The 24,788-nt window shown below is 41.5% G+C and carries 15 protein-coding genes and 3 pseudogenes; 14 read left to right on the top strand and 4 right to left on the bottom strand.

The window, feature by feature from the left end:
- Nucleotides 1-23: 23 nt before the first annotated feature.
- Nucleotides 24-1,067, bottom strand: a pseudogene (gene citC, locus GKR74_RS14605) ([citrate (pro-3S)-lyase] ligase); the annotation flags it as partial.
- Nucleotides 1,068-1,438: 371 nt separating this feature from the next.
- Here citC and dpiB point away from each other — a divergent pair.
- From dpiB to GKR74_RS14565, 8 genes and pseudogenes are all read left to right on the top strand, one after another.
- Complete coding sequence (dpiB, locus tag GKR74_RS14600) at nucleotides 1,439-3,076, top strand: sensor histidine kinase DpiB (RefSeq protein ID WP_154604122.1); 1,638 nt, start codon at nucleotides 1,439-1,441, stop codon at nucleotides 3,074-3,076.
- Nucleotides 3,069-3,749: a two-component response regulator DpiA gene (gene dpiA, locus GKR74_RS14595; RefSeq protein WP_154604121.1), complete on the top strand. Its 681-nt coding sequence runs from the start codon at nucleotides 3,069-3,071 to the stop codon at nucleotides 3,747-3,749. The genes dpiB and dpiA overlap by 8 nt, the downstream gene beginning before the upstream one ends.
- A gap of 65 nt (nucleotides 3,750-3,814) precedes the next feature.
- A pseudogene (locus tag GKR74_RS14590) lies at nucleotides 3,815-5,068 on the top strand (ATP-grasp domain-containing protein).
- Nucleotides 5,069-5,073: 5 nt separating this feature from the next.
- Entirely contained in the window at nucleotides 5,074-6,105 is a 1,032-nt protein-coding gene (locus GKR74_RS18115) for a GNAT family N-acetyltransferase (protein WP_336431340.1), read from the top strand.
- Nucleotides 6,102-7,133 (top strand): annotated as a pseudogene (locus GKR74_RS14580) (Rieske 2Fe-2S domain-containing protein). Before GKR74_RS18115 ends, GKR74_RS14580 begins: the two are co-directional and overlap by 4 nt.
- A 180-nt stretch (nucleotides 7,134-7,313) precedes the next feature.
- On the top strand, nucleotides 7,314-9,050 hold the full coding sequence (locus GKR74_RS14575) for a hypothetical protein (protein WP_154604118.1): 1,737 nt from the start codon (nucleotides 7,314-7,316) through the stop codon (nucleotides 9,048-9,050).
- Complete coding sequence (locus tag GKR74_RS14570) at nucleotides 9,034-10,746, top strand: hypothetical protein (protein WP_154604117.1); 1,713 nt, start codon at nucleotides 9,034-9,036, stop codon at nucleotides 10,744-10,746. The genes GKR74_RS14575 and GKR74_RS14570 overlap by 17 nt, the downstream gene beginning before the upstream one ends.
- A 45-nt stretch (nucleotides 10,747-10,791) precedes the next feature.
- Nucleotides 10,792-11,274: a glutathione peroxidase gene (locus tag GKR74_RS14565; protein WP_154604116.1), complete on the top strand. Its 483-nt coding sequence runs from the start codon at nucleotides 10,792-10,794 to the stop codon at nucleotides 11,272-11,274.
- Between the two features lie 42 nt (nucleotides 11,275-11,316).
- Here the strand turns inward: GKR74_RS14565 and GKR74_RS14560 are convergent, their stop codons facing one another.
- Nucleotides 11,317-12,378, bottom strand: coding sequence for a tetratricopeptide repeat protein (locus tag GKR74_RS14560; RefSeq protein WP_336431339.1), 1,062 nt, complete (start codon nucleotides 12,376-12,378; stop codon nucleotides 11,317-11,319).
- A 1,019-nt stretch (nucleotides 12,379-13,397) separates the two neighbouring features.
- Between GKR74_RS14560 and dtpA the strand changes: the two genes are divergently transcribed.
- Nucleotides 13,398-14,867: a dipeptide/tripeptide permease DtpA gene (dtpA, locus tag GKR74_RS14555; RefSeq protein WP_336431338.1), complete on the top strand. Its 1,470-nt coding sequence runs from the start codon at nucleotides 13,398-13,400 to the stop codon at nucleotides 14,865-14,867.
- 79 nt (nucleotides 14,868-14,946) lie between these two features.
- Here the strand turns inward: dtpA and glpX are convergent, their stop codons facing one another.
- Complete coding sequence (gene glpX, locus GKR74_RS14550) at nucleotides 14,947-15,924, bottom strand: class II fructose-bisphosphatase (RefSeq protein ID WP_181478713.1); 978 nt, start codon at nucleotides 15,922-15,924, stop codon at nucleotides 14,947-14,949.
- 174 nt (nucleotides 15,925-16,098) lie between these two features.
- Complete coding sequence (locus tag GKR74_RS14545) at nucleotides 16,099-17,022, bottom strand: AEC family transporter (protein WP_036951272.1); 924 nt, start codon at nucleotides 17,020-17,022, stop codon at nucleotides 16,099-16,101.
- Between the two features lie 509 nt (nucleotides 17,023-17,531).
- Here GKR74_RS14545 and GKR74_RS14540 point away from each other — a divergent pair.
- From GKR74_RS14540 to GKR74_RS14520, 5 genes are all read left to right on the top strand, one after another.
- Nucleotides 17,532-20,294, top strand: a complete 2,763-nt coding sequence (locus tag GKR74_RS14540) for a DUF2339 domain-containing protein (protein ID WP_336431337.1) — start codon at nucleotides 17,532-17,534, stop codon at nucleotides 20,292-20,294.
- 2 nt (nucleotides 20,295-20,296) lie between these two features.
- Nucleotides 20,297-21,826, top strand: coding sequence for a DUF3999 family protein (locus tag GKR74_RS14535; protein ID WP_230089169.1), 1,530 nt, complete (start codon nucleotides 20,297-20,299; stop codon nucleotides 21,824-21,826).
- A 61-nt stretch (nucleotides 21,827-21,887) separates the two neighbouring features.
- Entirely contained in the window at nucleotides 21,888-22,298 is a 411-nt protein-coding gene (locus GKR74_RS14530; protein ID WP_154604114.1) for a GFA family protein, read from the top strand.
- 222 nt (nucleotides 22,299-22,520) lie between these two features.
- The gene (gene psiE / locus GKR74_RS14525) at nucleotides 22,521-22,928 is read left to right on the top strand and encodes a phosphate-starvation-inducible protein PsiE (RefSeq protein ID WP_181478715.1); all 408 of its coding nucleotides are present in this window, start codon (nucleotides 22,521-22,523) and stop codon (nucleotides 22,926-22,928) included.
- Between the two features lie 295 nt (nucleotides 22,929-23,223).
- Nucleotides 23,224-24,777 carry an AbgT family transporter gene (locus GKR74_RS14520; protein ID WP_036951266.1) on the top strand — a complete coding sequence of 518 codons (1,554 nt, stop codon included), beginning with the start codon at nucleotides 23,224-23,226 and terminating at the stop codon, nucleotides 24,775-24,777.
- The last annotated feature ends 11 nt before the right edge of the window (nucleotides 24,778-24,788 follow it).

Below are 24,788 nucleotides of genomic sequence, written 5' to 3'. Positions count from 1 at the left end.
CACCTATAACTAATTCAAGCTTGTAGTGCGGGAGTAGGCGACGGAGTCTGCGCTGCTAGCATCTCTTGTAAATAGTGATACGTAGCAGGGGGCACAATCGGCTTGATCGCCGCAAGATCTTTTTTAGCGAGCAGTTTTCGAACTTGCGAGGCGGAAACCGCCGTGCCGTCGATCACTGTCCGCGGGAATTCGACCAGTTCAATGGGTGGGAATGGCATTTCATCGGTTTCCAGCCAGTAGCGCATGTCTTGGTTATATTGGTTAGTGACTTGGCAAAATGGCTCTGAGCCGACGAAACGATGGGTAATTCCCAGCGCCGGAGCAATATATTGGCGAAAAATCTTAATATCGATTTCTGTATAACAGTTGTTGGCTACAGTAATGTCTTTAATAAAATAACAAGGGAATGTAGCCCGTGAAATAATGTATTCCGAACCTTTATGAATAGTGAGGTTATTAATTCCTTTTGTGCCTTCTTCAATTAATTTCAGGCGAACTTTATACGGAAAACGGGAGGTATCTTCTTTGACGACAAATAAATGTAGCCAATCACAGTTTTTTGAAGCTTGCTCAATTAAGTAACGATGCCCTAATGTGAATGGGTTGGCATTCATCACGATAGCACCAATTTTTTTCCCCGCTTTATATTGAGCTTTTAAACTTTTAATATAGCGATTTAAATAGCAGCAGCTATTTTCCATTAAAACCATCACATTGGGTACAGTGGCGATAGTATGAAATCCGCACTGATGAAATAGCTCTTCATTTTGGTATTTGGTATAGATAAATAGGTGCGTGGTATTATTTTCATAAGCGAGGTTCACCAATTCAGTCGCTAATTTTAAGGCTAAACCTTCACCACGAACTTCATCGCTAATAGCAACGCATTTAATGACATTCTTCGCGAGACCACCACAGGCAATTAACTTTTCGTTACGTGTGATCGTAATAAAGACGTCAACGCTGGCATCAATGTCTAAATCATTCTCTTTTAAAAACTGAGTGATATCATTGAGTTTTCTGTTCTCATGACGTTTTACTTGGTTAAACGTTATGTTGTCGAACATAATGGTATCCTGCATCTCATTTAGAGATGTATTAAAAATGTTGCTAATGTTAAAGTTAATTAAATAAATATTTTTGGCTTGCCGTTAATTACCTAAGTTCTCAATTTTTATTTAATTATCCTTTTCAATATTCATATTAAATACACTGCATATAATATATTTGACCTATTTCATATTTCTAAAATGAGTTTGTATTTGTTTAATGGTTTTAATGTTTTTAATTACGAGTTATGAACTTTACTCAGTGGTTTTAATGTGTTTAATTAATATTATGTGCATTACTAAGCGGACTAAGTTATCTTTTATCTTCATTATTGGTATTTTTGCGTGTAACAATAATTTTACTTTTTAGCGAGTTATAGAGAGACGAGATGAAAACAGAGTTTTCACAGATCCCATTTAAAAAAGGGAATATTTTTTCATTCTCTGGAAGAGTCTTTCTTCTATTGTTACTGGCATCAGTGCTATTGACGTTTGGATTAGGCAAATATTTTACGGATACCACAGAAAACCGCATGATGGCGAACATTCGCGTACTTGCCATGAGCCAAGCCAAAATGATCGCTTCATTGGATGGCATCGTCAGTACTGTAAAAGATAAAGATATTCCTAAGCTAAAAATTATTGCCGATAAGCTCAATCAAGATTCCAGTTATGACTATGTCGTTATTGGCGATGAACATTCTGTTCGTTTATATCATCCGAATAGCGAAAAGATTGGCTACCCAATGCAATGGAATAAACCGGGGGCGCTAGAAAATGGTGAAAGCTATTTTATTAAAGGCGAAGGCTCCATGGGGAATGCAGTACGTGCAAAAACACCTATCTTTGATGAGAACGGCAAAGTTATTGGCGTTGTTTCCATCGGTTATCTCACCACTAAAATAGATACCTCATTAGCTGAGGTATTTGTGCAAACGTCAGCAACATTTTTAGGGGTGTTGGTGATTTTGCTATTTCTCTCTTGGGCATTCGCCCGATTAATTCAACGGCAAATGCTCGGCATGGAACCCGAAGAAATAACCCAATTAGTGTTGGTGCAAAAGGGGATTTTTGATGCGGTGTTTGAAGGCATTATTGCCGTTGACCGTTATGGGAAAATTATCAATATCAACCATAATGCCAGAAAAATGTTAGCGCTGAGTGAGTCGGCAAAACAGTTAATCGGTAAACCGATTTCTGATTATGTTTCTCCCGCAGGCTTTTTCACGAAAGAAATCGCGAAAAACCATCATGACATAGTTTGCGAATTCAATGGGTTGAATGTGATAGCTAGCCGAGTTGCTATTATGGATGGTGAGTTGCTGGCGGGCGCGGTGATCAGCTTCCGTAGCCAAAATGATATTGAATCCTTAAATGCTCAGCTTTCTCAAGTTCGCCAATATGTGGATAATTTGCGTACATTGCGCCACGAACATTTAAATTGGATCTCCACGTTAAGTGGTTTGCTGCAAATGAAAGAGTATGACCAAGCCTTAGCGTTAATTAAGGGGGAGTCGGAATCTCGGCAACAATTAATAGATTCCCTGCGCGAACAATTTGCAGATAAACAAGTGGCTGGGTTGTTATTTGGTAAATATCACCGTGCGCGAGAACTGGGGTTGCAGCTTATTTTTGTGCCGGGTTGCCAACTCCGTGAATTACCTAATTCATTAAATAGCACGGAACTCTGTGCTGTATTAGGAAATTTATTAGATAATGCCTTCGAGGCCAGCTTAAAAAACGCAGCGGGTAATAAACAGGTAGAATTGTATATCTCAGATGAAAATGATGAGATTGTGATTGAAGTTGCTGATCAAGGATGTGGTTTTCCTCTTGAGCTGCAAGATAAATGGTTTGAACGCGGAACAACAACAAAAACGGATGCTGTCGATGGGCATGGGATAGGACTATTTTTGGTGGCTTCCTATGTTAATCGATGTAATGGGGCGGTGATCATTGAAGATAATCAACCGTATGGTACTGTATTCTCTATTTTTATACCGAAAGTGAAGACGCAAAATGGCTAAGATAAAAATCCTCATTGTCGAAGATGAACTGCTCCTTGCGGAGATGCACGCGGAGTACATTAAAGCTTATCCTGCTTGTGACAAAGTCTGGCTTGCGGGCAATCTTGCAGAAGCAAGAAAAATGATTGAGTACATGAAGCCTGACTTGATTTTGTTGGATAACTATTTACCTGACGGGAAAGGGATTGATTTAGTTCATGAACTGCTTCAGGAACGCAATAGTGCAGATATTGTGTTCACCACCGCCGCCAGTGATATGGAGACAGTCTCTGAGGCGATTCGCCTCGGTGTGTTTGATTATTTGGTTAAGCCGATAGCCTATGAGCGTTTAGGGCAAACGTTAGATCGCTATATTCAGCGTAAAGCGGTTTTGCAGGGCGCCAATAAAACCAATCAAAGCCAGATTGATGACATGTTTAATACCTATGCCCGCGGTGAGAGTAAAGAAGAGTTACCGACGGGGATTGATGCGATTACGCTTGATAAAGTGCTCGCGTTATTTGCGGTACCCGATGCGGAATATACGGCAGAGACAATTGCAGAAACCATAAAATTAAGTCGCACCACCGCCCGCCGTTATTTAGAGTATTGTTTAGCCCAACGTAAAATTGAAGCGGAAATTGAGTACGGTAAAGTCGGGCGCCCACAAAGGATATATCGGGGTAGTCATTAGTTGCTGTAGGTAGACGATTGAAGTCTGCGTGAAGATGTTTGCGCCAATTTCCCCAAAAGGTTGTTATGAACGTACTGATCCTTGGCGCTCGAGCGCCGGCCTGTCTTGAATGGGCGCGAGCGTTTAATGAGGCAGGATGGACTGTCAGCGTCGGTGATTCGCTCAGTCAGCCGCTGAGCCGCTTTAGTTGCTCTGTGCAAAATTATGTCCGCTTACCTGAACCTCGACAGGATCCGACTGCTTGGATTGAAGCCCTTGCGACAGCGATTGAAAATCAACATATCGACCTGCTGCTACCCACTTGCGAAGAAGTGTTTTACTTGTCTTATGGCCTTGAACGGTTGCAGCCGTTGTGTCGGGTGTTAACCAGTGAATTTTCATTGTTGCATCGTCTGCATCATAAAGGGAATTTTGCAGCCATGACGAATGGCTGGCCTGTTGCTGCCCCTGAAACCCATCTACTGACCGATAGCCAAGCATTACTTGCATTTATGGATGATGCTGCAAGCTGGGTATTCAAACCCGCATATTCGCGATTTGCCTCACAAACCATGATCCGCCCGTCAGCCCAAAAGCTAAACAACGTGCACCCCACTCAGACCGAGCCTTGGGTAGCACAGCGATTTATCGAGGGGCAGGAGTTTTGCAGTTTTAGTGTCTTGGTTGATGGTGATCTACGTGCTCACAGCTGTTATCAGCCACGTTATCGAGTCGGTCGGGGATCAGGGATCTATTTCCAACCCAGTACACCGGAACCCGTACGCCAATTTCTTGAACATTTTGGGCGCGAGACGGGGTATAACGGGCAAGTAGGGTTCGATTTTATTCAAGACAAAAACGGTCAGTTCCATGTATTAGAGTGCAACCCGAGGGCGACCAGCGGTGTGCATCTGTTTGATAATCAGCGACAGTTATTAGTAAATAGCTTGAGTCATCCATCAGAACAGATTCTTGAACCGACATTAGAACCTCGAATGATCGCACTGGCGATGTTGTTATTTGCCGCACCACGACGCGCCTTGAGCCCGACGTTCTGGCGTGATTATGCTGCCGCCCGCGATGTTATCGTGCAAAAAGGTGACTGGTGGCCGTTGATCGCACAAGTCGGAAGCCTAACGGAAATCGTTGCTCGGGCGGTATCTCGACGTTGCGGGTTGTTAACGGCGTCCACGGCAGATATCGAATGGAACGGCCAGCCGCTAGACGAGCGTGCCCCATGAAATTATTGTGCGAAGATCAAATTGTTAGTGAGAGCTCCAGCCCGAATGACAGCTTGGCTCGGCGTTATGTGCGCGCTTGTGCCAGTGAGTCTTTGATAGGCAATGTGAGCACGAAAATGGCGTTGCTCGATACGGGAACGCAGCAATTTCCGGTCAGTATCACGGACGGCAACGAACCCGACGACAACTGCTATGTGGTGTCTCCTCAAACAGCCTACAGTGGTTACGCCCGTGAAGAAATCAAGCGCCTCGGTCGGCCCTATCTGACTTGGCCGTTGAAGTTACTGACTCAAGCCGTTGAGTGTCTACTGAATGCGGGAAAGATCAACAAATTGGTGCAGGTAAACAACTGGCTGCTATCGACCAATCTTTATCCTAATGATTGGGATGTCACTGAATTGCCAGCTATCACGACATTGCTGAAGCAAAACTTTCCTGAGCATGGAATTGGTTTTCGTTCGCTCAATGATTTCAGTAACCGAGAGTTGCGCCAATGCTTGCAAAGTCACGGATACCTGAGTATTCCTAGCCGGCAAGTCTATTTGTTTGATGGTCGAGCAGGGGAGCAAGCGCCGTTTCTCAAACACCACAATACTCGGCTGGATGCCACTTTATTACGGCGAAGCCCGTACACTGTCGTATCCGGTAGCGAATTAAATGATGAGGATTTCAAAAGAATAGAGCATCTTTATAACCTGCTTTATTTGGATAAATATTGCATGCTGAACCCCCATTATAGTGCGCAATGGTTGCAGCAGGGACAGCGTGAGAGTTGGCTAGAAATCCGCGCTTTGCGCACGGTGGATGGACGTATTGATGGCGCGTTAGGCTGGTTCACGTCTTCTACTATGATCAGTGCACCTATAGTTGGTTACGATACCGCATTGCCTCAACGGACTGGACTGTATCGGCAATTAACTCGCCTATGCTTGCAAGAAGCGGCTGAGCGTCGTCAGGTGCTGAATTTTAGCTCTGGCGCGGCTGAATTCAAACGCTTACGAGGCGGTAAACCGCAGATCGAATACAGCTTGGTCTACATCGCCCATTTATCTTGGGGACGACGCCTTGTCTGGAAGGTGCTGAGTTTTCTGTTACATGGTATTGGTGTGCCGATGATGAGGAAGCTAAAACTGTGAAGCCGTTTGAACATCAATGGTGGCCTGTGGCTATTAGTGACAAATTGCGAAACCAACCCGTGGCGTGCCAGTTGCATGATATTCCGCTGGTGCTGTTTCGCGACAGTGACGGGCAAGCTGCTGCGCTGCCAGACCGTTGTCCGCACCGTTTTGCGCCATTGAGCGCGGGAAAAGTGTGTGATGGGCAGATTGAATGTCCTTATCATGGCTGGCGGTTTTCCGCCGACGGGCGATGTACCCGAGTGCCCGGTACCGACCTTGCGGCGGGAAGTAAGCCGCTGCTCGATAGTTTTCCTTGTTGCGAAGCTCATGGGCTAGTTTGGGTTAACCTAAGCACAGAGCGCCCGTTGTTCCCCCCAGTTGCACCTTCTGAGAGCTCACAGATAGTCGATACATTTTGGATCACGGATGACGTGCAGTGCTCGCTGCAAGATGCGGCAGAGAATTTTCTTGATGGTTTTCACACCCATTTTGTTCACTCTGGCTGGATCCGTCATGACCGGCAACGGCAACAAATTAGCGCCCGAGTTCACTCACTGGCAGATGGCGTCGAAGCCGTGTATAGCGAAGAGGGCAAACAGTCAGGATTTATTTCACGATTGTTTGAGCGTGAGCGTGGAATCAGTATGGGGCGCTTTCGTCTGCCGTGTTTGGCGGAAATTGAGTACCGCGACCGCCGTGACGAGCTCAATCTGCTGGTTAGCGCTTGGCTAGTCCCTTGTGGAAATGAGCAGTTACGCCTGTTTGCACGGATTGCCACTCGACGCGGCAAGCTTCCGGCAGTCATCAAACGTTATGTATTAAGCAAGTTATTTCGCGTGATCCTCCGTCAAGACCGTCAAATATTGGAGAAAGTCAGTGCCAATAAATTGCGTTTTCAAGGAACCTTACCGACACCGTTGGATGGTGAGCAAGATTTACTAGGTCCTAGTATTCGCCAATTACTTGCAGATGGTGAGCCGCTGATGTTTGAGGAGAGGGAGTTCTGTTTTCGGCTTTGAGTGCGGGAGGGACATATTACGTGTTAAATGCATTGATGGTTTGTTTATGAGCAAGCTTCCAGTTAAATCATAATTGGTATGAGATGGTTTAAAATAGGTGATTAGTTGACTTTTTATTATGCCTTTATGCATAAAAAAATTACCAATTAACTAATTTATCCTTATATTGCAATTATTAGTTTATCGAATTATGTTGGGGGCAGGGAAATGTTATTAGAAGAAACAAAAGCTAGCTTATTAGCTGCAAATAAAACGACGGAAAGCCTGCTCGCTCAAATTCATGATTTGTACATCCAAGAAGAGTGTTCTGAAGATAGCGTTTTGATAAGAGCGCTATCTGAGCTACATAATTCAGGGAAGATAGATTTTGTCAAAATAGTAAAAGGAGTTGATAAAAATTCCTGTAAAAAGAATTTTTTTGGGATTTTGGATACTTTTGAACATGTACTGCCTTTACTAAATTCAAAAGTTGAAGATGTCTTACATTGTCTGGTTCATCTTGCGCAACAAACAGGAAGGGGAAGGGGCTGTGAAACCTTTCAGCAATTCTGTAGTGTGGAATCGCAACGTTCCAAAGATAGTGTTGAATTTATCCTGATGCAAAATGAACTTAACACATATGCCTCTTTTCTTTCCAGTTCAATCCTTGCATATGAATCAAAGTGTATGGATGAGGCTATTCAGATAACAAAAAGCTTGATTTCTAGCTGCAACCCGACGATCAGAAATCAAGGCTATTTTATTTTAGGGAGACTTAATGTCGGTGAAATTCAGGCATGTGACATCTTAGAGCAACTTTTTAGTAATGCCAGGACAGAGAACGACGTTGGTTGCCATACCTCGATACTGAAAGGAATGCTTCATTTTGGAAAAAGGTTTCCATCTTACTGGTCGCAAATAGAAGAGTTTCTAACTCCTTTTATTAGGGACTTGTCTCCGGATGTTCTCAGTGTACTATCGCATATTTTGGCATTTCAAAGTGATGATCTTCCAGAGAATATTTTACGTATTCTGGTAAATGAGTTAGTCAATATCTCCCCTGAAAATAAATCTACTATAGATGATATTGATCATTTACTAGTCAAGTTAATTAAAAGGGATTTATGTTTTCTTGCTATCGAATTATTGGAATCGATTTTAGCTGTAGGTGTGAAATTCAAATTATTAGACTACTTCTCTAATGAGCTGTTATCTAAGCATCAATATCAAGAATTACGTAGTTATATAATTACGAAGTGGTTCTTATCCGGAGAATCATCACTTTGCCAAGGGATCTCAGACCTACTTCATGATGTAACGGGTAAGGACATAGAATTACAGGCAGATATGGCATTGCTAGGTGATGATAAGAAACAAGTATTTGTTAGTCACAAGGCGATCGGTTGGTTATTTACTAGGCCAGTCGCGGCAGCAAGTTTCATATTGTCCATTTGCGAAAAAGCTTCAGTAACCACATTTAACAGCCTTGAACAAATTTTGTATGACCCTTTGCTGCTAAGTTATCCTGGAGAGCTTGGACAATTCCTCCAGTCATGCGTTGATAAAGATGTTCAAAGACAACTATGTGAGCACTTGCTTGAAAAGCTTCATGCCTATCACATTGATATTGAAAAAGTTTCGGAATTGAATGAGTTAATTGCTCCCAGCGAAAATATAAGAGCCTATTGGAAAAGCGTGGATAAAGACATGCAGAAAGCCCACGAGAAAGCATCAGAATCTTCTATCTTTCAGATAATTGCGACAAAACAGATATTATTGTATGGCAACAGCTCAATTTATTATGTACATCATGTAGATGGAACGTCCGTACGGCAGGAAACGCAAATGCACTCTTTTTCTCATTCGACTGAAATACCAAGATTGAACGTGTTAGATCCTGAGTCGCTAGACTACGATTTACGCATTTACCGCTATGAGAGAATGAAAAATGAAGCTAATTCTTAAACAATATTTAGCTTCATTAAAAGAACGAGCAGAATTAGATGCTGTGCTGCCAGACTTGTTGAGTAGCATGGGGCTAAATGTGTTTATTTTACCGACGCGTGGAGTTAAAGAGTATGGTGTTGATATAGCTGCTGTAGGACGAGTCAATGATAAGGAAGACAAAGTTTATTTATTTTCAGTGAAGTCTGGAAACCTTACTCGAGAAACTTGGAATGGAAATACAGATCAAGCTCTTAGACCTTCGTTAGATGAAATTCAAGATTCATTTATTTCTAGCCGCCTACCACCAGAACATAGAGATAAAAAAATCGTTATCTGTCTATGTTTTGGTGGCGATGTTAGCTCTGGAATTAGGCAGGATGTATCTGGCTACGAGCAAAAGAATACGCGAGGCAATATTTCTTTTGAAGAATGGAATGGCGATAAACTTTCAGAGTTTATTCAACAGTACCTGTTGAAAGAAGAGTTGCTGCCAAGTTCGAGTCAGTCCTTGTTAAGAAAATCGTTAGCTCTACTTGAAGAACCCGAGAGCTCAAGCAAACACTTTTATCTATTGATCGATAGAGTTCTGTCAAATGCCACAGATGCAGATTCTATTGCATCGTCTATAACTCGAATAAATATTTGCTTGTGGATCCTATTTTCATGGTGTCGTGATGGCAAGAATTTAGAGGCAGCGTATCTTTCATCAGAGCGCGCATTGCTATTAGCTTGGGATAAGGTTAAAGAAAATTACACTGGCAAAAACAAACTATCAAAATCATTTGACAATATTTTAGATACTTATCAACAAATTACGGATTTTTATGTAGATGGATGTTTAATTCCATATGTTGAATTCAAGTATGCGCTTTCTCATGCGGTTCGTTCCCCTTGTTCTATTGATGTAAACATTAAACTCTTTGATGTACTAGGGCGTTTATCAGTCAAAGGTCATTGGATTTTAGATTCACTGTCAAAGAATTATATTGAAAATTCACCAATAAATGGAGATAGCGAAGAACAGGAAAAATTGAGCCTGCGTCTGAGAGAAGTAACAAAGTCAATTAACCTCTTGGTTATTAATAATCCAATATTGCTCTCACCATACAAAGACTCGCAAGCAATTGATATTGCCCTGACTCTAACGTTGCTTTCAAATAATTCAGAACTGGATGAGTTTGTGGAAAGCTGGCTATCAGAAATGGTCGACAGGTGTATATTTTGTTTTAAGAGCAATGGTATGTATCCAACTTTACATGAGTCTTACGAAAGTTTGCTTGAACATAAGAAGAAAAATGGGACCGACAATAGTTATAAGAATAAAGCTACGGAAGCAAGTATTTTATACCCGCTGCTAGTAGTATTTTGCTCTTTGTATAAACTAGATTCAGTGAGCCAACAGCTAGAAAAATTTGCTGCAGATAAACTAACGCATTGTACGTTGCAGTATTGGTACCCAAATCAAGATAGCGAACAAAATATGTACTCCAATTCAGATATGCATGGCTCCGCATCAACTCATTTTCCAATGAATGGAAATTTAGCTATAGAACATATAGCTCAAGAGTGTGGTAATAGTGACTCATTTAAAAGAATGTCAGCCGTTACTAAAGGGATGTCCCCATTGGTACTGACAGCCTGTCGTTGCTACCGATATCCGGTGCCTTTCCATTATCTAGATGACTGGTTTCCATACCCCATGTCCAATCAATAAGGAACTCGTGTCAATTTCAACTGGCTCTACTTTGAGGATTTTAAGATGCTCCCCTTTTATCAACTAACAGCAACAAGCCTTGGCGGCCAGCGCATTTCTATGGCGGACTACGCAGGTAAGGTGGTTCTCGCCGTGAATACAGCTAGCCATTGTGGTTTTACACCGCAATATGAAGGTCTTGAAGCACTCTACAAAAAATATGTCGCCGAAGGGTTAGTGGTGCTTGGTTTCCCCTGTAATCAATTTGGAAAACAGGAACCCGGTGGTGTCGAGGCAATCGGGCAAACTTGCTACATTAATTACGGTGTAAGCTTTCCGATGTTCGAGAAAATAGACGTCAATGGAACCTCGGCTCACCCCGTGTTCCGCTATCTAAAAAGCGAGTTACCGGGGCTGCTAGGCGGTCGAGTTATGTGGAATTTCACTAAATTTTTGATCGGACGGGATGGTAAGCCAATTAAGCGCTTTGCTCCGTTCACAACCCCTGAAAAAATGGAAGCGGCAATTGTTACGGCACTGGGAATTTAAGCGCTCGGTACTTTGAGTTATTTTATGCAGATAATCTTAGGGCTATTTCCCTTTCCCTGCATTCTGTAAATCATTTTCCATAATCATCACTTTCTTCTGGGCGCGTTCGTCGCCTTGCTTCGCGGCGAGTCGATACCAATATAAGGCTTTCGCATCATCTTGCGGTACGCCCATTCCATACTGATAACACGCTCCGCTGGCATACTGAGCATCACGGCTGCGCTGGTTGGCGGCCTTGATAAACCACTGGCAGGCTTTCGCTTGGTCGGCGGTGATGCCATCACCTCGTGCGTAAATTAATGCTAAATTAAACTGAGCGGAAACTTCCCCTTGCTGAGCTGCGAGGGTTAGCCATTTAATGGCGGAAGCGGTATCACGTTTGGTGCCTTGCCCTGCTAAGTAGAGCATACCTAAGCTATTTTGTGCGGGAGAGAAGCCTAACTCCGCAGAGCGCGTAAAATACTGAAACGCAGCGGGGTAATTGATTTTGTCATACATCCCCGTTGCGGCTTGATAACCTAATAAATAGAGCGCTTGTGGCTGATTTTTTTCAGCTAGAGCGAGGTAGATTTGATTGGCTTTTTGAGGGTCTTTATCTCCGACGACACCTGTTTCATACCAATAAGCTAAAGTTAGCTGCGCTGCGGGTAACTGCTGTGCTGCGGCTTTTTCTAGCCAACTTAATGCTTGTTGTGGATTTTTTTCCAACAAGTTTGGAATGCCTTCTAGAGTATATTCCGCCATATTCATTTGGCCGATAGGGTCGCCTGCGTTGGCTGCTGCTTCCATCCAATGCAACATCTCTTTGGGGTTTTTACCGACGCCAGCGCCTTGCTGGTACATCAATGCGAGGTTGATTTGTGCTTTGGTAAAATGTTGGCTGGCGGAAAGCTTATACCAGTACACCGCTTTATCGAGCTGGCCGTGAGATTGATAAAACATAGCTAAATTGAACTGTGCTTCCGCTTGCCCGCTATCCGCTAATTGAATTAACGTTTTTTCATCCGCGATTGAAGAGGGGGAAACAGGAGCCGCCGTTTTTGCATGACTCAAATTAATGAATAATGTGCAAAGGATGATGAAGGGGAGAGTAAACTGTTTCACTGAGCTTCCTTGGGATGAATTTTAACCATTTATTCCTAATGGGTAGGTTAACGGGTTGCAGCCAGCGACGCAATTGCCATTCTTGCTATTCTTAAAATTATTTTTACACATTAAATGATGATAAATCATGATGTTATAAAAAAGATTAAAAATAATGAAAAAAAAGATGAACCTTTTGAGGCTATCAAGGGTCTTAATTACATATATATCACTGTTTGCTTGTGTAAACATTCATATATTTACCCTCAACATTCATTTCTTTACATGAAGTAATGCAATAATGCATCTATATCGTGTAGTTTGAATTAGTAGTACGATCCTTAATAGAATGCATTATGCCCAGTTTTAGTCGCTGGGCTTTTTTTTGCATAAAATACGACTCTTTCTACAAATACCGCTTTATTTTTATCTCACACCGCTACTTTGTTCGATAAATAAACACATAGTAGTGACATCAATAAATAATCACCTATCTAAATTCATTTTCTATTCAGTTTTTATTACCACCAAGACGAAATATCCGCAGGGTGCTGCGCGGTATGTTTGTGGTGTGTATAGGGTGTTACTCTGCGAGTAAAATGATTAAAGATAGAACAATATGCTTAACATATAGTGAACAAGTGATTATTTAATGGGCGATAATAATTTCATGATTTTGTAAAAAATTGAAGTTAATCACGATAACGATCCATAGATATAGTAATTAACACTAGCTAATTCTTTAGTTTTGGTGCATAAATAGCATATATTGCTTAATTGATTATTCTGTTTGGATTGGCATATATTCGCCATAATGCTGAATAAATAATCAAATATGCTTTAACTCATTGAATTTTATGTTCGCGATTCATAAACAATATTTACACACAGTTTTGTTTGTTTTGAGGTCAGGGATTGATACTCCTCCTACCAAAAGTGAATCTTCTAAAGCTTGAATTCTTGAGACCATAACAATGCGAGGGTGCAGACAGCGCTCCGTGGTTTTTTTGCATACGTACAGGTTGTATTAGAGGTAACTTGTGTCCACAACAAATAACAAAGAGGAAGTCAGTCTTAACGCGTTTAAGCAACCTCGTTCATTCTATCTCATCTTTTCTATCGAACTCTGGGAACGTTTTGGTTACTACGGTCTTCAGGGGATCCTCCCAATCTATCTCAGCCAAGTGCTTGGCATGTCGGAAGCGGAATCTATTACGTTATTCGCGGCATTCTCTGCACTGGTTTATGGCTTCGTTGCCATCGGTGGTTGGTTAGGGGATAAAGTTTTAGGGACTAAGCGCGCGATTGTTCTTGGAACGGTGGTACTGATTGTCGGTTATGCCTTCGTTGCCTACTCTGGGCATGATGTGTCGATGGTTTACCTCGGCCTGGCTACCATCGCGGTAGGTAACGGTCTGTTTAAAGCGAACCCATCATCATTATTATCCACCTGTTATGACAAAAATGACCCACGTTTGGACGGTGCATTCACCATGTACTATATGTCCGTTAACATTGGTTCATTCTTCTCAATGCTGGCAACGCCATGGTTAGCGAAACATTACGGCTGGGATGTCGCATTCTCCCTCAGTGTAGTGGGTCTGATCATCACTTTAATTAACTTCTATATGTGCAAAAAATGGGTCGCAGATCATGGTTCAAAACCTGACTTTGCGCCGGTTGTTATCTACAAATTACTGATGACTATCGTCGGTGTGGTTGCACTGATTGCGATTTCAAACTGGTTACTGCACAACTTAGGCATTGCGCGTGCGGCACTGGCGGTGATCTCTCTGGGTATTTTAGTTATCTTTATCAAAGAGATGATGGCGCTCAAAGGTATTGCTCGTCGCCGTATGGCGGTCGCGTTGATCTTGATGCTTGAAGCGATTGTTTTCTTCGTACTGTATAGCCAAATGCCAACCTCACTAAACTTCTTCGCACTGCATAACGTGGAGCATGAAGTTTTCGGTTTTGCGATTGAGCCTGCTCAGTATCAAGCTTTAAACCCATTATGGATCATGATTGGTAGCCCAATTTTGGCAGCAATCTATAACAAAATGGGTGATAACTTACCGATGCCACATAAATTCGCTATCGGGATGTTACTGTGTTCTGCGGCGTTCTTAGTGCTGCCATTAGGAGCAAAATTCGCGAACGAAGCGGGTATTGTTTCTGTTCAATGGTTAGTTATCTGCTACGGTTTCCAAAGTATCGGTGAGCTGATGATTTCAGGTCTGGGTCTGGCGATGGTGGCACAGTTAGTTCCACAACGTCTGATGGGCTTTATCATGGGCGCATGGTTCTTAACTAACTCTGCTGCGGCATTTATCGCGGGTTATGTTGCTTCTATGGCGGCTGCACCTCAAGGCGAAATCACCAGTAAAGTTGAATCACTGGCTGTATACAGCGATGTATTTATGAAGATTGGTCTGGTAACGGGTGCGATTGCTATTGTGATGGTATTCACCGCGCCGTTATTAAACCGTATGACGCAAGAACAGCATTAATTTGTTCTGTCAGTGATAAAATTGAAAAGGGCGATAGAGATATCGCCCTTTTTTAATGCATGATTATTCAAAGCCTATGTTATTTAAAATACCGATTGCTAATTAATTTCATCGAACGGTTATTGCCGTTGACTAAAATGGTGCTTGCGCTGCGGCTATGCAGATCATTCGAGATACCATTCATCAGGACCGTTGGCGTGATAGCCGTCGCCGAGAAAATCACATCGGACGTATTCACCATCATATCCAATGTTAAAATTTCTCCAATTTCGATGCCCATTTGTTGGCAACGAATGGCTTCTTGTGCGGCTAACAGTTTATTTTGTTCGGTATCTTCTTTGGCTTTATTACGTGGAACAAGACGTGCTTGCATGTCGCCACCTAATGCACGGGCAATGGCTGCACTAATGATGCCTTCTGGTGCACCACCGATACCATACATCATATCAATAGGGTGCTCTGGTAAGATTGTTAGCAGTGATGCAAGAACATCGCCGTCAGGAATGGTGATGACGTTGGCGCCAAAGTTACGGATGGTTTTAATAATGTGCTGGTGGCGAGGTTTATCGAGAATGGCAATGTTAAGCATGGAAATTGGCTTATCCAATGCCGCAGAGAGAAACTCGAGGTTTTTTTCTAATGGATTTTTTAGGTGAACGGCATCCTTTGCTGCTGCACCGACGACCATTTTTTCCATATACATATCGGGGGCTTGCAGCAATGTTCCTGTTGGTGCGGCCGCTAAAACGGCAATGGCATTGTGCTCATTACATGCCACCATCCGGGTGCCATCAATGGGGTCGACCGCGATATCTAAATGATGTTCGCTAGATTGCTTGCCGACTTGCTCACCAATATACAGCATTGGCGCTTCGTCAATTTCCCCTTCGCCAATTACGATTTTTCCATGAAAATCAATTTCATTGAGTCGATTTCGCATGGCTTCAACCGCAGCGTTATCCGCCGCATTTTTATCTTGTTTCCCTACCCATTCAAACGCGGCAATGGCGGCAACTTCCGTCACTGATGCGATAGCAGACGCGAGTTCATCGCTAATTTTCATTTTGGTGTGATCCCTAGGACTAAAAAATTATCGCGCCTATGATACGTTTTTTGTGATCAACTTGGTAATTTTTTGGCGAATAAAACGGCGTTTTATTGAGGCTAAAGCGGAAAGTTAAGGAATGGAAAGGGCGGAGCGAACTCCGCCATTTGACATATCAAAGACGCATTACAGCATTTCGACGATGGTGATCCCGCCAATAATTGAAATCAATGCCGCAATGGTACTGAGTAATACGGTTCCCGCAGAGGTTTCAGTATAGGCTTTATTACTGATAGCTAACGCAGGTACAGCCGTTGCCGTCGGTAATACACCGATAATAAATGCCGCTTTTAATAAATCACTTTGTAACCCTAATGCGAGGCCAGTTCCAAGAATAAGCGCCGCCTGTACAAAGTTTTTCACAAAAACGTTAAAGATAATTTCTTTATTGATTGTGAGTTTAATACCGGAAAGTAATAAACCGAGGAAGAAGAGGGCCACACCACCTGCCGTTTTCCCGAGTTCATTGACTGAGTTTTGTAGGATTTCAGGTAATTTTACGCCACAAATTGCCAGAATTGCCCCTAAAACAGGCAGGAAAACTAATGGCTGAATGACGGCTTTACCAACAGACTTCAGAATACCATTGCCATTTGCTGATCCGCTGATCATTAATAAGGTAAATGGAATGATGATGACGGTATAAATTAAGTTACCGAGAACCATGGCAATTAAACCGGATGAACCGACAGTTGCCAGTAAAACGGGTGGCCCACAGTACGCCATATCTGGGAATGAAACAGACAATGCTTGCATCGCAGCATCGGTTTTATTGTGACGGAAAAATACTTTACCGACCACAAAACCAATGACATAGGATGCAATTAACCCGACTGCTAGTGCTATCAAGTAATCCACATTCAGTAAAACTGAAGGAGGGGCTTGAACGGCAGCAAGGAATAATGCAAATGGTAAGGCGATTTTGACAACAAAGTCGGCAAACGCTTGCGAATATTCCCGTTTCACGAAGCCATATTTACCCGATAACCACCCTACGGCAAGACCGAGTACGATGGGACTTAGGGCTTCAAGTATTATGTGTAATAACATAGGTATTCCTTTGCGTTATTTAGGACAATACATATTTTTTAAATATATCGATAAAAGACAGTCGTTATTTGTTAAATAACTTATTGGTGAATTTGTCTATAAATTAATAACATAATCACACGAAAATACACCTATTATCTGCATATTTCCCCTAATAAATAAAAAGTATCAAAAATGGATTATTGAAATTAATAAGTTATTAATAAAGTAATAGAGGATTGAGTGGTGAGAAAAATAATTATTTGAAAATGTGTTTTTCTGGTCTGAAAAATATTAAAAATGTACTATCATTTTATGATAGTTAAATAATAAGATGATAGAATAGATTAATTCGTGAATACTCTTAAAAAGAGTTATTTTGTAACAGTTTGTTACCCACTGTTGGCAATTTAGTTATTCGTCTCTAAACTAGGACGATTATTGAATAATGTCGATTGATACTGTGTATTCTAAGATCCTGTTAACTAATCTTGGGTTACTGGCATTGGATTAAAGAAGGAAACCTATTTGTGGATACATGGATACTCCTAGGGCTCATTTTAATTGCGTTTGTGATAGTTGCCCCTGTGCTAGCTATCATTGCGATTAATCGCACTGGTCGAATGCAATACCAAATTAACCAGTTAAACCAAAAGGTTGCCTCGTTAGAAGCCGAAATAGCTCGTGATAACGGCCTTCAGCCTGTTCACACTATTGATATGGCTGAAGAAAATCCAGTATCCCATCAGGGTGATATCCAACATAATAAGTATCAAGTGGATGCACTTGAAATTGCAATCCAAGATCCTCAACACCAAACACCTCAAATTATGCCGCAGCCAGTGGCAGTGTCCAGTGACAAACAAGTTAATGCAGTTAACCCGATAGCAGTTAATCCAAATCGTTTTGATAAACCAAAGCCAAGTCAGCCTGCATCATCTCAGAATAAAGCAGAAGATAAATCCATTTTTGCACATTTCTTCACGTGGTTAGTGACAGGTAATCCGCTGGCGAAGATAGGAATTTTATTATTATTTTTAGGCGTTGCCTATTTACTGAATTACAGCGTACAAAATGAGATTATTTCGCCTGAGCTAAGGCTTGTCTTCAGCGCTGCAGGTTGTTTAGTTTTACTAGGTACAGGTTGGTGGTTACGGACGAAGAAAGCGTTATTTGGCCTGATATTACAAGGCGGCGCTATTGGCTGCTTATACATTACCGTTTTTGCCGCTTTCAAGTTATACACCATGATCCCCTATGAATTTGCATTTGCGGCGATGCTAATAATCTGTTGTGCAAGTATTGGGTTGGCATTATTACAGCGTACGATTAGCTTAGCAATTTTAGCGTCGTTAGGGGGTTATTTAGCGCCAATATTACTGTCCACTGGGGGCGGTAGCCATATTGTTTTATTCTCCTATTACTTAATGTTGTCGATAGGGATTTTAGTTATCAGCTTCTGGCAAGCATGGCGCCCGTTAAATTTAGTCGGCATGTTTATGACTTATGGCGTGGCAATACTATGGGGAATGGACAATTATCATTATGATTATTATCTATCATGCCAGCTATTTATTATTGCTAATTTGATTGTATTCAATGCATTAACTCAGTTATTCGCTTTACGCTTCGAACATAATAAACAGCTCGTTGTTGATAATACGCTATTATTTTTCCCTCCATTAATGAGTATCGCCTTGCAATTTGCTATTTCGGATGGCATCGGATTATTGCCAGCATTTATTTCTCTGCTTATCGGTTTACTGTATCTCATTGCCAGTTTACAGCTTCATAAACGCTTTAATGCTGCGGGCAAGAATATGGCTCTAGGTAATATCATTATTGGGGCTAGCTTCGTAACCTTGGCAGTACCGCTTGCCTTGTCATTTGGATGGACGACGATTGTTTGGTCATTACAAGGTTTCGCTATGCTGTGGTTTGCCCTCAATCAAGGGCATAAAAAATTAGCGTTGCTGTCATCATTGCTTATTGCTGTTAGCGCTTTAATGATATTAAGTGACTATCCATATTATTATTGGAGCGATAATGTTATTTACATGCTACCGAGCCTGATAGCCGCTTGTTTCTGTGCTGGCGGGTTATTTCATGTGCGCCAGAAAGACGCGACCTATTTTACCGCGCTCAGTTATGCATTTTTGCTCCTTGGGTTATTAGTTTGGTTCGCCTGGGTGCCCGAGTTTACTGACATGCTGTCATGGAACAGTGAAACGGAAAGCTTAATTATTTTGGCTGTGGTGCTGATCTCAGCATGGTGCTGGCGTCTTGGTGGTCAAAAAATCAATTGGATACCATTAGTTTTATGCCAGTTCTCATTATGGGTAGTGGCTTACTATTACTTAACATTAGATTTTATTTATGCAGAAAATCCGATGGGGCGTGGTGAAGGCTCACTGATTTGGCCTGTTATCTTGGGCAGTTCAGTTCTGTATGTGATGCACGCTTATCGTACCCAAAACTTGTATATTCGACGTGGAATGCACGTTGCCAACCTATGGTTAATTATTGGGTTTGGTGCGACGCAAGTTAACTGGTTTGTGGCTAACCTTCCGTGGGGAATGCACGAACTGGGTTACTTTATCTACATTATGTCGATAACCTTAGTGGTATTAATTCTCTACTGGTTGCAACATAACAAATTTGTACCAATGCGCCGTAAAGGCTTGTTGTATTGGTATAGTCTATTACCACTTATGGCAGTGCTGGTGGTGCTTTCATATTGGTCAAACTTTGAAGATGGCAAACTCACGTTTTGGAGTTACGTCCCATTAGTTAACCCGCTAGATGAAGCGGGACTATTTAGCATTGCAGCGTTGTTATTGATGCGCAAAGGTTTTATCGAGAAACTAAGAAAAATAACGTCTATTGAAATTGGGGTAGTGAAAGGTTTAATGGTGGTGATCATTGGATTAGCTATCTTCTGGTATAACGGCATCATTCTTCGTGCGACAGCTGATTTCGCGAATATTCCTTGGAATGAGAATATCTTATTTGATTCGCGTCTCGTTCAAACGGTGCTTTCCATTAGCTGGGCGATAGCCGCGCTATTCTGCATGGTGATTGCAGCCGTGAAGAAAAGTCGAGCATGGTGGTTTGGTGGTGCAGCGATTTTTGCTTGCGTGATCGCAAAACTATTTCTTATTGATGTGTATGGGCAGGATGGCATTTCCCGTGCGGTCTCCTTTATTGCCGTGGCGGTGTTGATCTTGGTTGTGGGTTATTTTTCCCCATTACCACCAAAGCATAAAACGGACATTGAGGTACAGGATAAATAGTGATGAACTGCATGAAAATAGCCGTGAAAAACCTAACAACATTAGGTGCATGGGGCGCTCTCTTTTCCTCAATATGCTTATTATCATTTGGAAGCTATGCTAGCGATTCTAAAGCTAATGACCTTAGCGCTAATGATTCTAAGCAAGCAAGCCCTTACGATTTTTATCAAGGAGAAGAGCTTACCACTCCGGATAGAAGCAGTCCGTTCTACTGGTTAGAGTTACCCGCAGCTGCCTATATGGGATCTGCGTATCCAGATACTCTGCAAGATATTCGTATTTTCAATGGAACAGGGAATGAAATTCCAACGGCGTTATTTTTCGATACCAATAAATCTGTTGCGACGACCAATGTTAAATTTAATTTTCAACGCTTAGTCACTCGTGCAGATAATGTGAACCCTAACGATGATGCTCAATTTGATAGCCAATATATACTGGTGGAAGCTGAGCCAGGTAAAACAACCCGTATTGAATTGCCGAATTTACAACGAAAAGATAAAACCAATTATCAAGCCTATTTACTGACGCGTGATCAACTCAAAGACAACGGTGTTTTATCGACTTTAGATTTAGGTTGGGCTCAGAATAATCAGGACTGGCAAGCCAAAGTTTTTGTTTATTACAGTACTGATAAGAAAAACTGGGTAAATATTGCGTCGAATCAACCTGTCATGAGCCTGAAATTAGACTCAGGCGTTGTGGCGAGTAATACCATTGAATTATTAAGAGGGGAAAGTACTGGCCCCGTCGCGCCATACTTGATGTTAGTAACAGTTAGTGCACCAGAGAGTGATACTCCACTTCTTCAATCTGTGACAGGATTGCTGTATGTGATGAACTCTTTCCATCGTCAGGAATCTTTCCTCTTTGAAGTGACGAACGATGGTATCACTCGAGAGCAAGTGATTTATCGCTTGCCAACGCCGCAACCATTGAATGAAATCAGCATTAAGCTACAACAATCTAATCGCGTGGTACCGCTGAAAATAGAATATATTGCCAATAGTGATGAGGAGTGGAAATTGTTGGCGAATGTGATGGTTTTCAACCAAATCAATGATGGTGATAAAGCGAGCAATCCTAATTTAATGATCCACGATAAGCAAATTAAAGGGCTTAGAATAACGGCATTAAAAGGCAGTTGGGATGAGTTGCCACCTACGATTTATGGGTTGCGTGATGCCGTGAATTTGATTGTGAATATACAAGGAGCTTCGCCTTATTTGCTTGTGTGGGGAAATAAACAAGCCACCTTAGATAATGTTAATTACACTCAACTTATTGGTAAAAATGAAAGTGTTGAAAACGTGATGGAGGATTTCCCAGAAATCACAACGACAGGTAAAGTATTGGAATTAGGTGGTGTGGAGAAAAGAACCCAAGATAAGCCCGTGGAAGAAGGCTTACATTGGATGACTATCGCATTATGGGTGTTGCTTGTTGTCGGTATTTTCGCGCTGCTTTATTTCTGCTGGTATCTTTTCAAAGAGGTTGGGTCATCAAATAAATCCAACTCAGACGATCTTTAATTAAAAAAGGAACCTTAGGTTCCTTTTTTTGAATCCATCTGCATCAATAGAGGACTGGATCATGCCTAAAGGACAGTGTTTATGTGGGTCAGTAAAACTGACTATCAATCAGCCTATCGATACCGTTCATGTTTGCCATTGTGGCATGTGCCTAAAATGGAATGGCGGCCCAGGAATGACCATTGGCTATGAAGGTGAGCCTGAAATTGAAGGTAGCGAGTTCATTACCCGTTTTGCTTCATCAGAATGGGCTGAAAGGGCTTTCTGTAAGCAGTGTGGTACTCACCTATTTTATCACCTGCATTCGCCGTCAACGTATTACATTTCAGCCCCGCTATTTGAAGAAAGCAAAAATGCTAAAATGGGAACGCAGATTTATATTGATTGTAAGCCGAGTTATTATAATTTTGCTGAAAAGACGCCAATGCTAACTGAGCAAGATATATTGAATCTGTTCGCCAACAAATCCTAAACGCCAATCTTATAGCAGGTATTATTGCCTGCTATTTATCTTAAGGTAATCTAAACATTCATTTGTAATGTCAGCGTCAAAAATTTCAATTATAATTAAGCCATTCTATTTTGTTTTTTACATAATGTTGAAAGGTTATGCTTAATCTAAGGTAAATAGAAAAGGATAAATTATCTATTTTAAACGTAGGGAGAGTAACCTGAGGAATGATTAATGAATAATATGAAAGGAATGCGCCACGCTAGTAATATCGCTTGGGTATTACAATGGGTCCTTAACGTAGGTCTAATTGTGCTTGCTGCGGTGTTAGTTTTCTTTCTAGCAAAAGAAACATTTACGATGGCATCGTTAATGTTTGGAGGTAACCAAGAGGCTAAAGCGTATGAGCTTTTAGAAGGAATTGTCATTTACTTTCTGTACTTTGAGTTTATTGCTTTGATTATAAAGTACTTTATGTCAGGTTATCATTTCCCATTACGCTATTTTATCTACATTGGTATTACGGCAATTATCCGTCTGATTATTGTTGACCACAGTGATCCGATGACTACACTACTGCATGCTGGCGCTATTTTAGTGTTAGTAGTTGCACTTTATATTGCTAATACTGAAAAACTAAAACGTGAATAATAATCTTTAGATTAATTTATCAATCACGCTAAAGTGAATAATAATCATTTCCTTTAGCGTGAGCTTAAATAAATAAAAAAATGACTTAAACAATATAAAGCGAGATTAAGCATAAGCTAAAATAAAATTTCAGACAGTTGGATTTAGAATAAAACTAATAATATAAGCATTATTAACTAGAAAGATTACCTGCTTTTTATTCTATTAAAATAAAGTAAGAAAGTGTTTTACTTTTCTAAATGGGTTATTTACTGTGATAAAGTTTCTATTCTAATAACATAAGTAACTTGCAACTATGACAACTAAAACACTCCCCCAGAAAAAGGGTTTTTTAAATCGTGTTGAGCGCATCGGTAACGTTATGCCAGATGTGACAATGCTATTTGTTTACGCCCTAGTAATATGTTGGTTTTTATCCTATCTACTCTCATTTGTAGATTTCAGTTATCACCATCCTATTTCTAAAGAAAAAATTTCCGTTATTAATATGTTTCAGTATGAAGAAATCATATTATTTGTGACATCAGCGGTTAAAAATTTTATTAATTTCCCTCCTCTCGGAATAACAATTGTTGCCACCTTAGGGATTGGGATTGCAGAAAGTAGCGGCTTTATTAATACTGCGCTGAAAAAAATGCTTTCTTTTATTTCACCTAAAATGTTGACCCCAACCGTTGTGTTCGTCGGGATCGTCTCTCACGTTGCTTCTGACTCAGCCTACGTTATTTTGATGCCAGTCGCGGCAATGATGTTCTATGCCAGTGGTCGCCACCCTTTAGCGGGTATTGCAGCGGCATTTGCCGGTTTGGCGGGTGGATTCACAGCAAGTTATACGCCATCGATTATTGACCCAATCATGCAGAGCTTTACGCAAGATGCCGCGCAAATGTTAGCGCCAGGCTACAGTGTAAACGTGCTGTGTAACTATTTCTTTAGCTTGGGCGGAACCTTCGGCGTTATTTTTACTTGTTGGTTTATCACCGAAAAAATCGTTGAGCCGTGGTTAAATAAAAACGCACCAATCACCAAATCTGATGTTGATACAGATGCTGAGCAAGATTTAGGTAAAATCACACCGCAAGAGCATCGCGCATTCCGTGTTGCTGGGTTAATGGTGATTGCATTAGGCGTGGGGTTATTTGCGCTGTTATGGCCTGAAAATTCACCACTACGTGGTCCAGACGGCAGCTTAACCAGCCCGAAAGCTCCGATCATGCAGATTGTTGTGCCATTATTGTTCATCTTTTTTGCACTACCGGGCATTGTGTACGGTTATATGACCAAATCTTTCACCTCGACCAAAGATGTGGTTAAGGCGATGGAAAATATTACCAAATCACTGATCCCATTTATTGTGTTTGCTTTCTTTGCGGCGCAATTCCTGTATTCGTTCCAACACTCTAACTTAGGGACATTATTAGCCTTATCGGGTGCGGAATTACTGCGAACTTTAGATATGCCATCGGGAATGACGGTATTTGGAGTGATTTTATTAACTGCCGTGTTAAATATCATGATCACGTCAGCGACTTCAAAATGGGCGATTATGGCGCCAGTTTTAGTACCAATGTTAATGGCAGTCGGAATTTCGCCAGAATTAACCCAAGCGGCATTCCGTGTAAGTGACTCCGCGATGAACGTAAGTACACCAATGTTCCCGTTCTATCCGCTGATTTTAATGTATTGCCAAAAATATTATAAAAATGCAGGTATCGGAACCTTATGTTCCATGATGATCCCATTCACCATCGGTTTATTAATTACCTTAACAGCAACACTGTATCTGTTCTGGGCATTCGATATTCCAATCGGTTTTGACAGCGGTTATACATGGCAGCCTGCGCAATAAGTAAAAGGTAT

This window comes from Providencia sp. wls1914 (genome assembly GCF_009706645.1).
Taxonomy (GTDB): domain Bacteria; phylum Pseudomonadota; class Gammaproteobacteria; order Enterobacterales; family Enterobacteriaceae; genus Providencia; species Providencia zhijiangensis.
This window is presented reverse-complemented; position numbering and strand designations above follow the sequence as displayed.